Origin of the sequence: Arthrobacter sp. StoSoilB13 (genome assembly GCF_019977255.1) — a bacterium.
Taxonomy (GTDB): domain Bacteria; phylum Actinomycetota; class Actinomycetes; order Actinomycetales; family Micrococcaceae; genus Arthrobacter.
Window position 1 is genome coordinate 253595 of the sequence record NZ_AP024647.1, and the last position, 15159, is coordinate 268753.

Annotated in this window: 14 protein-coding genes; all 14 read right to left on the minus strand. The window is 57.2% G+C overall.

What is annotated here, in order from left to right:
- Position 1: 1 nt before the first annotated feature.
- A complete protein-coding gene (locus LDP01_RS01180) occupies positions 2 to 754 on the minus strand; it encodes a hypothetical protein (protein WP_224089707.1) in 753 nt (250 codons plus the stop codon).
- Positions 747 to 3680: a phage tail tape measure protein gene (locus LDP01_RS01185; protein ID WP_224089709.1), complete on the minus strand. Its 2934-nt coding sequence runs from the start codon at positions 3678 to 3680 to the stop codon at positions 747 to 749. Before LDP01_RS01185 ends, LDP01_RS01180 begins: the two co-directional genes overlap by 8 nt.
- 646 nt (positions 3681 to 4326) lie before the next feature.
- Positions 4327 to 4863 carry a hypothetical protein gene (locus LDP01_RS01190; protein ID WP_224089711.1) on the minus strand — a complete coding sequence of 179 codons (537 nt, stop codon included), beginning with the start codon at positions 4861 to 4863 and terminating at the stop codon, positions 4327 to 4329.
- A gap of 90 nt (positions 4864 to 4953) precedes the next feature.
- A complete protein-coding gene (locus tag LDP01_RS01195; protein ID WP_224089713.1) occupies positions 4954 to 5466 on the minus strand; it encodes a phage tail tube protein in 513 nt (170 codons plus the stop codon).
- A gap of 641 nt (positions 5467 to 6107) precedes the next feature.
- Positions 6108 to 6491 carry a hypothetical protein gene (locus LDP01_RS01200; protein ID WP_224089715.1) on the minus strand — a complete coding sequence of 128 codons (384 nt, stop codon included), beginning with the start codon at positions 6489 to 6491 and terminating at the stop codon, positions 6108 to 6110.
- Positions 6488 to 6889: a DUF6093 family protein gene (locus LDP01_RS23840; RefSeq protein WP_527249047.1), complete on the minus strand. Its 402-nt coding sequence runs from the start codon at positions 6887 to 6889 to the stop codon at positions 6488 to 6490. The genes LDP01_RS01200 and LDP01_RS23840 overlap by 4 nt, the downstream gene beginning before the upstream one ends.
- Entirely contained in the window at positions 6886 to 7479 is a 594-nt protein-coding gene (locus tag LDP01_RS01210) for a hypothetical protein (RefSeq protein WP_224089717.1), read from the minus strand. Before LDP01_RS01210 ends, LDP01_RS23840 begins: the two co-directional genes overlap by 4 nt.
- An 18-nt stretch (positions 7480 to 7497) precedes the next feature.
- Positions 7498 to 8697 carry an SU10 major capsid protein gene (locus tag LDP01_RS01215; RefSeq protein WP_224089718.1) on the minus strand — a complete coding sequence of 400 codons (1200 nt, stop codon included), beginning with the start codon at positions 8695 to 8697 and terminating at the stop codon, positions 7498 to 7500.
- 15 nt (positions 8698 to 8712) lie between these two features.
- The gene (locus tag LDP01_RS01220; protein WP_224089719.1) at positions 8713 to 9417 is read right to left on the minus strand and encodes a phage scaffolding protein; all 705 of its coding nucleotides are present in this window, start codon (positions 9415 to 9417) and stop codon (positions 8713 to 8715) included.
- Positions 9381 to 10622 carry a hypothetical protein gene (locus LDP01_RS01225; protein ID WP_224089720.1) on the minus strand — a complete coding sequence of 414 codons (1242 nt, stop codon included), beginning with the start codon at positions 10620 to 10622 and terminating at the stop codon, positions 9381 to 9383. The genes LDP01_RS01220 and LDP01_RS01225 overlap by 37 nt, the downstream gene beginning before the upstream one ends.
- Positions 10576 to 12042 carry a phage portal protein gene (locus tag LDP01_RS01230; RefSeq protein ID WP_224089721.1) on the minus strand — a complete coding sequence of 489 codons (1467 nt, stop codon included), beginning with the start codon at positions 12040 to 12042 and terminating at the stop codon, positions 10576 to 10578. The genes LDP01_RS01225 and LDP01_RS01230 overlap by 47 nt, the downstream gene beginning before the upstream one ends.
- 11 nt (positions 12043 to 12053) lie before the next feature.
- The gene (locus LDP01_RS01235) at positions 12054 to 13676 is read right to left on the minus strand and encodes a terminase large subunit domain-containing protein (RefSeq protein WP_224089722.1); all 1623 of its coding nucleotides are present in this window, start codon (positions 13674 to 13676) and stop codon (positions 12054 to 12056) included.
- A complete protein-coding gene (locus tag LDP01_RS01240) occupies positions 13666 to 14133 on the minus strand; it encodes a hypothetical protein (protein WP_224089723.1) in 468 nt (155 codons plus the stop codon). The genes LDP01_RS01235 and LDP01_RS01240 overlap by 11 nt, the downstream gene beginning before the upstream one ends.
- A gap of 543 nt (positions 14134 to 14676) precedes the next feature.
- Positions 14677 to 15153: a hypothetical protein gene (locus tag LDP01_RS01245; protein ID WP_224089725.1), complete on the minus strand. Its 477-nt coding sequence runs from the start codon at positions 15151 to 15153 to the stop codon at positions 14677 to 14679.
- Positions 15154 to 15159: the final 6 nt, after the last annotated feature.

Sequence of the window (15159 nt, forward strand, 5' to 3'; positions counted from 1 at the left end):
CCTAGATGTAAGTGTCAAGCAGTGTGAGTGTTGCCGTGCCCGTGCCCGTAGTGTTCGGCTCGATAGCCAGTGCAGTGGGGACGCCGGGTGTTATGCCAGGGGTGAATCCCCAGCCGAGCCCGCCATGAACGATGGCCCCGTCGATGCTGAGTCGGCCTGTGCCGTAGTCGATGCTGTGCGGGTGGCCGGTAACCAGGGGGGCTGTCACGTTGAAGATGAGTCCCTTGATGGTCAGCTTGTAACCATCGGGCATGCTCCCAGCAACCACGAACCTAGCTGTGGCGTCGTAGTTTCCGCGATGCCAGATCCCTGACGCGGGAGCCCCAACAGAAGCGGCCCAAGTCCACGTCTCCCCATACTTGCGAGGATCAACGAACTTGAGCCGAACCTGCCACTGAGCAAACCTGTCAGTCACCGGCAAAAACTTCGCACCACTATTCCGCTTACCGTCAGCCCACTGTGTTGGCCCATGACCAGCAACCATGAACCTGCCAAACATCGGTGACGCAAAATACGCCTGAGCCTCATGCATCTGCTCATGACTGTCCGTGTGCAGACTGCCTGAGAGAGTCAGCAGGCGGGCCTGGTTATACACAGGAAGATCAAGCTCGCCATCAGCATCAGGACGATCAACAACCTCACCCTTCGTATCCGGCGAACCCCACCAATCCTCCATACCACCCGTAACAACCCACTCACCAAACCTGTCCACACCGGAAAACGTCCTAGCACCCCACGTAATACGCTCAGCCACCAAGACGAACCCCCTGCTTCTGCAACTCAAACCGGATCAAACCCATAGCCTCATCCGCAACCTCACGCGGTGCTGTCGTCCCATGCACATTCAACTCCAAAGACACAGCCGCGCCCGCCTGAGCAGGAGCCGCGACAGTAGACGCACGAGATACGGGAGCAGCAGCCGGCGCATACTGATAACCCATCGGCTTGATCGGGGTAACGTCACCACCGTTCATGCGGTCCAGGTTCCCGTAACCGATCTTCCTCGCCGCCGCCGCAGTCAACACGTACTCGTCATTCGACAACCACGCCGGAACATCATCAGACGTGGAAGTACCCGGACCAGTCACCCGACCACCCGTAGCGTAGTGCCCGCCAAGCTGGTTCGGATCAACGACAGTAGGCGCCGAACGCTGATCCACACGATTGAAATACTCAGTCGTGTAAATGCCAATCGTTACCCTCTTGCCGTCAAGCCCATCAGCCTTACCCTTGATCCCATCCAAAGTCGTGGACGCATGGTCAGCGATCCACGCATCAATGTTCACGTTCTTAGGGATACCCAAAGCCTTACGCGCCATGTCATCAGCAGCGTCACCGGTAATACCGAACTGCCCAGCAGCGGTAATCAGGTCCTTGTAGCTCTGAGAAAGGCCAGCCTGCAACGTGGCCTGAGCAGCGGCGGAACCCTGAGTTTTCAACGTCTCCGCAGCGGTAGCCTCAGCAACAGTCATAGCAGCCTTAGCCATGTCGTTGTACGCCGTCTGATTGGCCCGGCCCTGCTCAGTGTGCACATCAAGGGTCGTGCCGTTTTTCTTGACAGACTCAGTAACAGCATCAATCGCAGCCTCGTAAGCGATAGTCGCGTCAGAAGCAGACAGTGAAAGCATCCCGGCGTTGAACAACGATTGCGTGAACTTCTCAATATCAGTCACCGCACCAGAAGCACTAAGACCAACATCCTCAAGAGCTTTAGACATCCCCTCAGTCATTGGCACCGAATTGCCAACCTTCGTCGTGTACATCTCCACCGAATCAGCAGCAGGCTTCATCGAGTCTGGGATCTTACCCATCGCGAAGTCCAACAACTCCTGCTCGGTCAACGTCTGCCCCGACTGATTAGCCAAAGCCAACAACGCGTCCTTATACCCAGGCAGGAACTCCAACGCTTCCTTCGCGCCCTTACCGTTCAACTGGAACTCTTTAGTGAGCTCCCGGAAAGACGCAGCCGCCGTCTCGCCGGCCCCGTTCTTCACGAGGTTACCCATCGCGTCGCCAAGGCCCTTCATACGGTCCTCAAGCTGCCCGATCTCGCCCTTCGAGCCCGTCACGAACTCACGGAACCCATCAAGCCCCTTGTTCAGCGTCACATCAGTGAAGTCCTGATGGGTCAAACGTTTGATAGCGTCAGCCGCGTTATTGATACCCGGCGCGACACCAGCAAGGCTGTTCCAACCCTGAAACGTAGTATCCAGACTCGATAGCGACTTAGCGCCGCTGGTTGCGTTCTTCTGAACCTGAAGGAGAGCCTGCCCGAAGTCCTCAGCAGACTTCGTGTTCTTCTCACTGAATATTGCTGACGCGACCTGCAAGGCAATCAACGCCCCAACAGCAACACCAGCGGCCTTACCCACGCCCATAATTGCTGACCTCGCGCGAGAACCAGCCGGGGCGATCCTATTGAACGACCCGTGGAACTCCACAAGGCGCGGCAACGCTGTTAGTAGCGCGCCGCCAAGCAGCAACGTGCCACCAGTCACAGCCGCGATACCAACAGCGGCGTTCAAGATAGGGGTAGGGATCTTGCCAATAGCGTCAACGAGATCCTCAGCGCCCTGCACAATCCCGCGCAACGCCTGAGCCGCCCCAGAACCGCCCTTGATCAGAACAGAATCAAACGAGCCGCCCAGCTTCTCCAAGTCACCAGCAAGATTGTCCTGCTTGATGCTCGCCGTGACCGCCGCATACCCGGCCTCGTTGACCTTCTCAATCCAGCCCTGAATACCAGACGCGCCCTGCTCATACAGAACATTCGCGCCACGGATAGCATCAGTACCGAAGATAGTAGCCAAAGCAGAGTCACGCTGCGCCTGGGTTAGCCCACTCAGCTTTTCTTTCAACTGCCCAGCAAGGCCAGTGACACCAACAAACTGGCCCGAAGCGTCATACGCCGCAATGCCCAACTCGCCCATAAGGCCCGCGGCTTCCTGAGATGGTGCCGCGAGTTTCAGCAGCATCGTTTTCAGCGACGTACCAGAGTCGGAACCAATCAGACCCGCTGAGGCGAAAGCAGCCAACGTACCAGTTGTGTCCTCCATTGAAAGGCCAAACTGGGAAGCGACAAGACCGGACTGTTTCAGCGCGTTACCGATGTCCTCGACCGAGCCTTGCGCCTTACCAGCACCCGCCGCGAGCAAATCGGAAAGGTGAGGGATGTCTTTCCCTGAAAGCTTGAACTGAGTAAGGGCCGTTGCCGCTATCTCCGCAGCGTCACCCACCTCCAACGAACCGGCAGCAGCCAGAGACAGCGCACCAGCCAGACCGCCACTCAGGATGTCCTTGGTGGAGACGCCAGCCTTAGCAAGCTCGTCAATGCCCTGTGCGGCTTCCTTCGCGGAGAACGCCGTGTCAGCGCCCGCGTTAATCGCGGCCTCACGCAGCAAGTCCATGTTCCCGGCAGTCTCATGAGTGGACGCCTGGACCTCAGACATTGCAGAGTCGAACTCCATGAATGACTTCACAGACAGCAACGCGCCAGCGAGTAACGCACCACCCATGAGCATGGACGCCTTGCCAACCCGATCGAAATGCTCTTCATTCTCACGAGCAAACGCAGCCGTCCGGGAAGCGAAATCAGAAGCCGCCTGCTGAGCCGTGCGCATCCCCGCCACAAAACCCTGCACGCGCGCCTCAAGGGCAATACTTATTGACCGGTCTGCCACTTAAAGGCCCCCTAAAAGACGGCGCCATGCCCTACAATTGCGGGATGACGGAAAAGACGGCGACCACAAACAGGCGACCGGGAACAAAGCTGCTCATAATCGGGGTAGTGCTAGCCGCAATCGGGCTGCTACTAGTCATCGTTGGATTCTCAACAACGCACGCCACGTTGCAACCAGGAACATTCCGCACAGTAGAAACGCCCGGCGCACCAACGCCGGTAGCGTGGATCATCCTCGCAACCGGGCTCGTCCTTACAGGCGTCGGCTTCGGGAAACGCGTACTAGCAGCAATCGAAAAGTAACTACTCCCGCAAACGCGGAACAAACATCAGCGCCTCAGAACCAGGCAAATCACGATAAGCCTCAGCCGCACGACCCCGCGCCGTCGTAGCATGACAACGAATCGGCAAACCAGCATCAAAACGCATCTCATTCGCCGCATCAGTACACACAGACAACGGGCCACCACACTTAGGGCACAACCCATTCCGGTACATCTGCAAAGCAAGCATGATCGTCTGCTCGCCCTCATCCCACTCAGGCTCAGGACGCGACGAAACCAACACACCCGCCCGGTACTCATGAACAGTCACAGGCTCCCACCCATGAAACCGCTTCAACGAAATACCAAGCGAATGAGCCGCCTCTACTTCTGCTCGAAGTCCTGAATCATCCTGAATGCGCTGAGCGAAAAAGGGACATCATTTCGCCCCGCATTCACACGCATAACCGCCAACACAAAATCCTCATACTGGCTGTTCGTCATATCATCAGCCAGATCATCCCACTCCTTCGCAGGATCAAACGGCAGAACCTCACCCGCGGCGTTCTCAACACTGATGATCGACAGCGGCAACGCCTCAACCATCAACGCCTCCACGTTGTACCCATAAGACTTATCCAACGTGTTACCCTCACGCGGCGCATGAGCAGCAACCAGATCAGACCAGTCACCACGCGGCAGCCCCCGAATCAGGAACGTCACAGACGCGCCCTTCATCTCAGCCTCAATATCAGCAACCCGCTGCGCCAAATCCTTCACAGGACTATTCAGCCGCGCATCAGCCAACGACTTATTGCGCGCCTCGTTGAACTCAGCCTCCGCCGCCTCATGCTCGGCCTTCAAATCACCATCAAGGCAAAACTGCACACGGGTTTCAGGGCGCTTCACAGTCAAAGTCATTACATACTCCAAAGTCTTTTAGCGGGACAAGTGGGACTAGAACCTGTTCGCCCGCGGTCCCACAACACACGGGCGAACAGGTGGCACTAGCTAAGCCGCGGCAGCAGTCGAAATCTTGACCTTGCCCGTAACGAATAGTTTCTGGGCGATCTTGAAAACACTGTTAGCCTCAGGCGGAAGCTCGTTATACTCACCCGGAGTAATCGGGTAAACACTGAACTTCTGAGCCGCAGCAGCCGCAGTGTCATACGGAAGACCCGTACGAACCACAATGAACATCGGCGTACCAGGGACAAGAGTGTCCTTCGCCTTGTTATAAGTAGTCGCGTTCGCCGTGTTCGTGTTGTCGATGTACTCGACCTCAAGACCACGCTGCGAACGGCCCTTCTGCTCATACGTCTGAGTCGTGCAAAGACGCTCATCCGTGATTACCTGCTCAGACAGGGAAGGCTTCCAACCACCAGCAGTCAAATAGCAAGAGATGTCAACGGACGACGCCGCGTTAATCTCAGTAGCGACCTTCGGGGCGGAAGTATCAGCGATGGCAGTGACGATCTTCACGAGCGTCATACCATCAGCGGGAGTGGACGGAATATCAGCCATAGTTAGGACTCCTTATTGGAATTGGTAGCCCTTACTGGGCTGACGTTGTACTTCGGTAAGCGGGGCGCATGAGTGGGCGGGTAACGGTCAGACTTGACCGGAACCAGAGCCCCAGACTCGATACGCCAATCAGATTCATGCACGTCAAACTCATGCCCTGACGTGGAATCCTTAACGCGGACAAACATGTGAACCCCTTTCAGGGCAAAGAAAAACGCCCCACAGTGAGGGCGTAAGTTACGGGACCTGGGAACCTGTCAGCACCCAATCGAACGGCTGATACAAGGGGTTCTCAGCGGTGCCGGGGATTGTCACGTCAAGGTCAGGTTGGATAGGTTGCTCGTTAGGGACAGACTCAATAGTGCCTAGCGTCCAGCCCGTAACGGTGGGACGTTTTCCCTCAAGGACATTCGTGACCTTCTGCGCAACAATCCGAACCGACGCGGCAGTCAAACCAACCACCGAAGTCCGCGACCGCAACACCCGCGAATGAACCGTACGAGCATGAGAACGACCAGACACAGCCGGGAAATTCGTCAACACCAGCACATAAGGGAACGTGGGAGACGCTGGAACCTTGTCCTTATAGACAGTGAACCCAGACAGCAACGCCTCAAAACCATTCGCCAGAGCATCACCAGTCACAACCGGCCCGCCCATCTCGCAGCCAAAGCCTCAAGCGCCGACACAGTACGCGGCTCCTCAGAACGCAACGGCTTATCAATGTCACCAGAACCACCACCACGGCTAGTGCCGAAATAGTAGATGTTCCCCAACGCGCCACCACGCCGGCCCTTATCAGGACCAATCACATACCGTGCACGCCCCGGCAAATAATGCGAATCATAAGTGATCGCACCAGCCATGCCCTTGAAGTGAGGAGACCCAGACACATCAGCCTGCATCTCCGTCTTAATGTTCTGAGCGCCCTTCTTAAGGACCTCATCAACATCCTTCACAGCATCCCCGGCGATACGCCCAAGGTTCGTAGCCAACCGGCGAACTTCCTCAAGACCATCACTCACGCCGTCACTTCCTCAACCCGTGTACGCTGCGCAGTAGCCCCCGTCTTATGGAACGGATCAGTCACCCGAAACACACGCCCAACAAGCTGAGGATCCAACACAGCACCAACCACAGTCACCACATCGCCAACCTCAAACGGGCCCTCACCAACAGGCGTATCCCACCGCGTATCCTGCACCGTATAAGCGTGACCACCAGCCACAGGATTAGACGACTGAGCCAACGTCTGCTGAAACTTACACGGACCCGTATAAAGCAAGGTGAGTGACGCCGTAACGTTGCCATCCGCATCAGTCACCGGCACGCCAGGACGATGGACCGTACACGTATCCAACATTGCCGAGTCGGCTTGCTCCCGCAAGAAAGGCATGATCCCGGCAATAATCCCGCCGATCATCGATGCTCCACAGTGATAGAAGGCGAACCATACGTAGCCTTCAACCGCAAAGCCACAGCATCAGGCAACGAAACCCCGCCGCCGTTCTCACCAGCACCAGTAGCCCACGTCACGCGACCATCATCGACACCCACGCTAGACAAACCACCAGCAAGACCAAGGTTCCCCGACTTCGCCGCAGCAATCGCAGCCGCCGCCAAAACCTTGCACCACTTCCGCAGCATCCCAGGAATGACCGCCCACCCGTGCGTATAGGTCACCTCGACCAGCACTGAACGGCAAACCGGAACAGACAACGTAACCGCATCAATGAGTTCGAACTCAACAGCAGCACCATCCAAAGTCACCGAAGCGACCTCAACCACAGGCACGGCAGGGAGCCTCACCAAACCACCAGGAGACGCCATAACCTTCACGGTAGACGTCCCCTGGTTAATGGCCTGCCCGGTAATGTCCCGCAGCTCGTCCGAAGCGTCCGAGAGCGCATCAACCATCTGCAAATACGCGGCAGACCCCACGGTAGGGGCTGTGATGCCAAGAGCCGCCGAAAGGTCAGCCACCGTAGCGAACGGGGTAAGTGTTGTAGCCACGGTGGCCTCCCTAACTGGTTATGCGAACAGGCCGCGAAGCAGACCGTGAGAACGCTCGTTGCCGTAAGACAGGCCGATCTCACCGTAAATCTGGGTCTTCTCAGAAGCGCCAGTCTTGGCCAGCTCTTCCTCGAACAGGACACCCTTGCCGGGGATGGAAAGGAACACGGGGTCAACCTGTTCCAGCGAAACAACGGCGAGCGCGTCAGCCGGCAGGGCCCGGTCAATCGCGATGTTCAGGGTGCCGAAGTCAGTGATGATCGTGTCAACGGACACGCCACCAAGGTTCCGGGTACCACCGAGAAGCTGGGCACCGACATTGCCGGTAGCGTAAGCCTTCGTGATGGCACGCTTCTGACCGGACGGGACAAACAAGGTCGCGGTGCCCTGCTCGGAGATGCCGCCGTTGTCGTAAACGGACTGCAACAGGTTCCCGATAAGGTCAGGCGTGACAACAGTCGCAGCCTTCACCCCGTAGAACGAAACCGTGGCAGTACCAACGGTGATCGCAGCGCCGCCCTTGGTAGCGGAGATCTTGAACGAAACCGTAGTAGAAACGGACTTCACCCAGTAAGCACGCCCCGGAACGATCGTGGTCGAAGCTCCAACGTCAGTGAACACAACCTTGTCATCCGCAACCAAGTTGTGAGTCGCGGTGATCGTGTCCGTAGCGGCAGAAGCACCAACAGTCAGCGGGTTGCTGGAATCGGCAACCTGAGCGTTCGTAGCAATCGCCTGGATAAGACCACGAGTCTGACGGGCAGTGGTGTTGTCCGCAGGCTTGTTGTACTTACCGTGCCAGAACGTGTAGTTCACGTCACGGGCGATCTGCTTAAGGGTCTGCGTGACCTGCCAAGCGTGCTCGTTCGCGACCGGATTAGCGACGCCGTTACCAGCAGAAGCGTAAAGCTCAGTCGCGGCCTGCTTCGTGTAAGACGTGTTCACAGTCTCGTGGAAAATCTGAACCACGTTATCGTGGTTCGCACGCACACGAGCCTCAGCAGCCGGCGCGTCCGCACCCTCAAGACGGGAGGCGATCCGCGGATCACGAAGATCGTAATCCTGCCACTCGAAAGAAGTAGACGTAGCCTGCTTACCGCCACCGTTAAGACCACCAGCAGCAGAAAGCAGCGGGGTTTCCTCCGGGGTCAAAGCAATAAGCTCGCCATGGTAGTTGGGAAGATTAAAAGTAGTACCAAGTCCGGTGATACCGGCCATAATGCCCTCCTGAGGCTATTTGGTTTTCGCAAGAGCAGCGATCCGCTGCCTAATGCCAATCACGCGGGTAAAGTCCCGCTTCTGCGTAGCCTCAACAAGCTGCTCATTGAGGCTCTGTTCCTCCGACTTCGCCGCCCCTTGCGGGCCTTGATCGGCTTTACCTTGGAACCGCTGGGGCGTGCCTTGCGCAACCGCCAAATAGGGTTCATCTTCCAGAAGCTTCACGATCAAATCGTCAAGCGCCTGGGTGTCAACATTGCCGTCCGAGTCAACCTCAACTTCGGACAGGTCAAGCAACCGCATCACCGTGGCAGGGTTATGCACCTTACCAACCAGTGACGCCTTCGCTTCCGCAGCGATAAGCTTCTTATTCGCCGCCGTCTGCACCTCAGCCCGAACCTCAGCCCGGATCTTCTCAGGATCCGGAGCGTCATCAGTCGCAGCCGGGGCAGGGGCTTTCTCAAGTTCCTGAATACGAGCGAAATCCTTCTTAGACTTCCGCTCAAGGGCCCGGTTGATGCGCTGCTGCGCCTCATACTCAGACTTCCAGTCCTTGTCTTCAACGGTTTCGTCAGCCGGCGTCTCGCTGGCGTCTACCGTCTCATCAACAACATCGGGCGTAACTTCATCGGACATATCAGTTGTCTCCCTTACGGAGGTAGTTCCGATCTTCCTTGCGAAGATCAGGACGAAAAGATTTGCCCGCCAGAAGCGAGCCACCGCCGATAATCAGTCTCCGCACGCGCAGACAACATCGGCGTCAACCCCTTACCATCACGGCTATAGGGGTTCCGGCCATCGAGCACCTGCTCATAACGTGACCGGGAATCATTGAGACGCCTCTCAGCGTCAGTCATAGTCGCCCGAACCCGCGGCTCACGGACACCAGACGCACGAGCCCGCTCAACAGCCTCACGAGCACCAACCCGTGTACCGCCACGACCCAGCGCACCAAAACCCTCACGCTGCCCAACAACAGCACCCCCAGAGACTTGGCCTTGCGGCAACACGTAACCATGCTGTTCAAGCAGCCGCACCGCTTCCTCACGGTTCTTCGCGGTCTTATAGATGCCCTCAGGGGTGAGACGCTGACCCCGCATGTTACTAGCGAAACCGCGCTTACCCGTGCCCTCAGTCGTGAACAAACCATCACGCCCACGCCAAGAGTTCTGCACCCGGAAAATGTCTCCACCGTCACGGATAGCCTGCGCCTTACCTTTACCGAATACTTTGTTCTGATCATGCTCGGAAAGGCTGTTGAAATACTCGTACGGGTCATCGATCAGGCCCTCAGATTTCAGCGCATCAGCACCCTTCGACGGCACATGGATGCAATCGCACTTGGGATGCCGCAGAAACCCCGCGTTCCAGCGGTAGAACTTGCCAGCCAGGATCACGCAACGCCCACAAGACGGCGGGTTCAACATCCGCACATACCCAACATTCCGGCGTGTGGCGATGTCCGTAGACGCAGCCTGCCTCCCAGCATCAGCAACAGCCGTGCTAACCAGGGAATCCAACCGGCCACGGCCCGAGGCCAGCGCCTGCCGAACAGACGCGCCACCAGCAATCGCCGTCTTCACATCCGTCACCGGGGAATACAACATCCCCTCAAGCGACCGACCATCAGCAGACGACCCGGCGAACCCGCGAGGATCCACAAACGCATCCGGCGCCACATATGCGCCCTGCTCAGCAAGAGCCCACACACCATACGCAGCACCGGCCACAGCCGCCTGTAACTGCACACCAGCGATAACCGGCACAACATCCCGCACAAGAAGCAACTCCCAAGAACGCGACAACGCCCCAGGAATCACCTTGTCCCACGCCCTACGCGCAGCCCGAACAGCTAAAACCTGTAGAGCCTGGACGTCCTTATACTGCTGGACCGCCGCTGCCGGGGTCGCCGCCGGTGTTGCCATCAACCGCCCCTGTCAACGAACCGCCAAGATCACGCGCCATGCGCTCCATCGTGGGATCCGCCTGCTGCTTTTCCCACTTCTCCATCACCCAAGCAAGCTCTTCAGGGTCGCTGATCTTCTGCTTCGCCAACCACTCAAACGGGAACCCGATAGAGTGATACTTCGTCAGCGAATCTGCGAGCTGGGCATCAGAACGAATCTCAATGTCCGCGTACTCAACAGCGCCCGCAGCCATCGCCTTAGCCTTCGCCTCGTTGCCCTGCGCCTTGCAAATCAGAACCGCGCCCTCACGCAAAGCATCAGACTGCACATCGTTGAGGTTCTTCACCTTCTGCACCAACCCGGCATCCAAAGCCTTGATAGCCTCAGCGCCGATGTTCGCGAACGTCGTCCCGCCCATCATGTAATAGGCCGGGGTGCGGGTCTGGTTAGCGATATGGTTCACGCCAGTGCTGATGACCTCCAAGAAGCCATCCATCTTCGCCGGCGACCACTCCTTGATATCCGCGTCAGGGCCCTCAAGGTTCATGATGCGTTTGATGTTCGCCTCAGGAAGGTCAATGACCTTCTCGCCAACCTTCTGCCCGTTCTCATCAAGAACAGGGATCTTCGGCAACTGAGCACCCAGAATCACACGCTGGGGGAGAGCCGCGAAGTCAGACGCCGTAAACAGGTGCGACCAAATCAGGTTGATGGCATCCTGCATCGCAGCAACACCACTGATAGCCGACAACGGATTACCAATCAGCGTCGTACGGTTCGCTATCTCAACAACCGGAACAACATTCATCGGGTTAGGCAAAGGCCACGGCTCATCCGAGACACGCGGACGCCAATCCATCGCAAGACTTGACGGAAGAAACAACGCCGAACCCTGGGTGAACTTCCAAATATTCTCAGGCGTGTACAACGTAACGTGCGTTACGCCATCCTCATCCGTCCACCGCTTCAAAGCAGCCCGACGCTTACGCCTCGAACCAGACTCGTACTCCACAACCATCTGAGTAGGCGAATCAAAATCCACAACCGGCGTTGACTCGTCATCCGGGTTACCCCAAACAGTCATGAACGCACGCCGCGCATACTGAGCCTCAGTCGCCGCCAACCCAAAATCAATGTCAGCGCCGTTAGTGCGCATCACCCGACCAAGATCAGTGTCAGCTTTCTTATCCCCATAAGGGCGAAAACCAGTCCAACGCTGACGCTCAGCCGTCGCATCCACCACCGAAGCACACCAGTTATCCGAGAACCCCGCATACTGCTCCCCGAACCACTCACGCCACTCCGAAGAAGCGAACTTCAACGGCTGCTCACCCTCGTAATAACGCCGCCAAACATCAGCATCCGACGCCTGCGGGTCAAGCTTCTTACACAACCTCCGAACAGCCGCCAAAGCCTCATCAAGGGTACTGATCGCCACTAGAACACTCCCTATCCGAAGTAAACGCCGTAAGTTGGGTTATCCGCACCAGCACCAGACGCCACAGCCTCAGCCGCCGCCTCATGCGCCAAAACAGACGACATAGCAAGGTCAATTTTCTGCATCTCAGACGCCTTACCCAGAATGTAAGACTGCCCCGGACGGGCACGCTCTACCGCGTTGCGCACATGAAACCCAGTCGTTTCACAACCGTCATGACTGAACTTAGAATCAGGCTCAACAACATCCGTTTTGAACCTCTCAAGCGAGGCATGCATCTGAGTAATACGGTTCGTCCGCCACTCAAAAAACACCTTCTCGCCATACCGGGCCTTCCACTCATCAAGCTCAGTCTCAAACTTGAACGGGTCACAGTAAGCGCGAACAATCTCAAACTGGTTATTGATGTCTTCCCACGCCCGATGAATCTCAGGACGCGGAACACGACCATCCCAGTCCCGCGGATCCCAAATGGTTGAACGCTCCCCATCGAAATAACGGGGCGTGAACTGATGAAAGTCCAAAGTCTCCAACCGGATACCAGTAACGTCATTCGTTTCCGAACCATCAAAACCAGCACAAACCTTAGTTCGCGGCTTCACGGACGTAACAGCCTTCCGCGATTCCCACTGACCAGGCTGCAACCACGACCGAGAACCAGCCACGATCCGGTTACCAAAAAACCGTTCAGCCTCAGCCGGGTTCTGCTCCATAACCGACGCGGCCTCAGCCTCAATCGAACGGATATCAACCCACGGCGAATGCTTATAGTTGAACGCGAAAATCTTCTTCCGATCAGCCTTCAACTTAAAATTCAGGTTCGGATCAGGCGGGAAGTAATGCTTATAAACATCCTTCTGCCGCGACTCATACAACGCCTGCGCCTGCGAATCCTCAGCAGGGTCATAACAGTTCGTAGAGCAAGACATCCGCCCACCCATACCAGCAGCGCCACGCGCCAAAGTACGGAAAAACTTCTTCATCTTGTTCGAGTCGTTCCACAACCCAATCTCATCCGGGAACGCATGCGAAATACGCGCACCAAGACGACCATCAGCCTTGGAAGTCACAGTCTCAATCCGCGAATCACGGTTCTTATTCGGGTGCTTAATGAAAGCCTCACCCGTTTTCAGTAAGTTCGCCAAAGGACCGTTATCGATCATCGGGACAAGAGCGCCCCAAGTGTTCTCAACCTGATCCTCAACAACCGCGGCAATCTGAATACGTGGAGTAGCCCACGGGCGCCCCATAGGCTCACCCTTGGCATACTCATACTCCCAACCGCACGGGCAACCGAAGTCCTTGCACCTGTACGCCTGCCCAAACTCGGCAAACCCGTTAAACAAGGCAGGGCCAACGAACTCAAACACAGCCTGCGAAGCGATACCAGGAGACTTGCCAATCTTCTGAGCAGCCATCCACAAACCAACACGATGAGCGAACGCAACGTTCTTCTCGCCAACCTTCGCAGTCGGACGAACCTCATAGTAGTTAGCAAGGTAAACGGCGTGGTCGATGGTCGGCGTAAACGGATCCCCGGCAGTATCACCCTCAGGGACTACACAGTGAGCCCGGATCCACCCCGTAGCCAGCCGGCCCATGTGAATCTTCGGGATGGTGTAATCATGCTCCACGGACCTTTACCCCAGAAAACAAATCAGTCACGTTCCCCGCCTTCGCTTTCTTACCGGAAGGTTCCTCGACCTCCGCAGCAGCAGAAACGCCAGAATGGCCCTTGAAGCGCCACTTATTCCGCAACAAACCATCCGTAGACAGCCCCAACATCTCCTGCTGCCGGCGCAACTCAGCCAACAACGGAGCAGACTTCACACTGATAGTCGCCTCAATAACCGTCAACAACCGCACATACAACGCAACAGCCGTTTCTTGCTTATCCAAAATCCATGCAGGAGCCTGCCCCTGGGACCACAACTTCCCCCACAACTCCAACTCACGCTCATGCCGAAACAACGGCGCGCCAGTCTCAAGATCATCAGGGTTATCCAACGGCCACTCCGGCGCAGGATGCGGCCAAGAATCAGGCAACACCACCCAATCCGCAGCGTCACGCTCACGAGCAAAAGCATCCAAATCAGGGGCAGGTCCACTCCGCGCCCTACTACCACCACGAGACATCGCAGACCCTCCAATCAGGAAAACTAGGGCCCTTGACAGGCCGGCCAAAAACCCTTTGAACCCGCCCGAGGTTTTTTTCCCCTCCCCGGCGGGTTAGCTATGGGGCGTGTCGAGGGGGTACCCGCCACCCCTGGGGTGCCCCTGTGTTGTCAGGTTGGTCGGTTCCATCCTGAGGGGTTGGTCGCGGCAGTCTTTGTGTCGTGGCAGTGTTTGCATAGGCCGCGTCCGTACTGGGGGTCGTCTGGGTTGAGCCCGCGTGCTACGAGGTCGCGTCGTTCATGTGGGTGGTGGTCGGCTATGGTGCTGATGCTGATGCCACAGAGTACGCAGATGGGGTCGCGGGTTAGGACTGCTGTCCTGAACCTGCGGTGTCCTGCTGTTGCGTATGGGTTGCCGTCTGGTCTGCGTGTGTGTTCTGCTGTGCTTCTGCATTTGGGGCAGCGCCCTGTTCCTTGGTGTAGGTCGGGGCATGCGGGGTTGGTGCATACACGCCAAGGGTCAGGCATCTACCCATCCTCGTGCCCGGTACAACAGGTGCCAGTCGTTGGGTGTGGGTAGTGGTGCGTGTGGTGTGCGTAGCCCTGCCGCGTTGACTGCTACTTGAGCGAGTGCGGAGCAGGTGGTGGGTGCGCGTTGAGCGAGCCACGTCTGGATCCGCAGTGGTGTGTCAACGCGGGTGATGGCAGCTACAGCGTGCGCGACACAGGCGAGGTAGTCGTATTTAACGCCGATGGAGTGTTCTGCTATCCCGGCGATGAGGTGTGCTTGTTTCTCGGTCATGGCGTATTGGGACCAGACAATGTTGGTGTAGTCGCTTATCAACCTGCGTCGCGTGGCGCCTGGTTCGGAGCTGATGCAGTGCGTGTCACTGGTCGCTATGACCACGTGGTGGTATTGCCAGCGGGTGATGCGGAGGATCGCGCGGCCCATCCAGAATCGTTTGTCCGCTACGAGCCCTACCTGACCAGTGAGCATCGCAGC

Coding starts and splice junctions, on each gene's coding strand:
- LDP01_RS01190 (WP_224089711.1), bottom strand. CDS start 4,863: ATGACTTTGACTGTGAAGCGCCCTGAAACCCGTGTGCAGTTTTGCCTT.
- LDP01_RS01195 (WP_224089713.1), bottom strand. CDS start 5,466: ATGGCTGATATTCCGTCCACTCCCGCTGATGGTATGACGCTCGTGAAG.
- LDP01_RS23840 (WP_527249047.1), bottom strand. CDS start 6,889: ATGATCGGCGGGATTATTGCCGGGATCATGCCTTTCTTGCGGGAGCAA.
- LDP01_RS01215 (WP_224089718.1), bottom strand. CDS start 8,697: ATGGCCGGTATCACCGGACTTGGTACTACTTTTAATCTTCCCAACTAC.
- LDP01_RS01225 (WP_224089720.1), bottom strand. CDS start 10,622: ATGGCAACACCGGCGGCGACCCCGGCAGCGGCGGTCCAGCAGTATAAG.
- LDP01_RS01245 (WP_224089725.1), bottom strand. CDS start 15,153: ATGCTCACTGGTCAGGTAGGGCTCGTAGCGGACAAACGATTCTGGATG.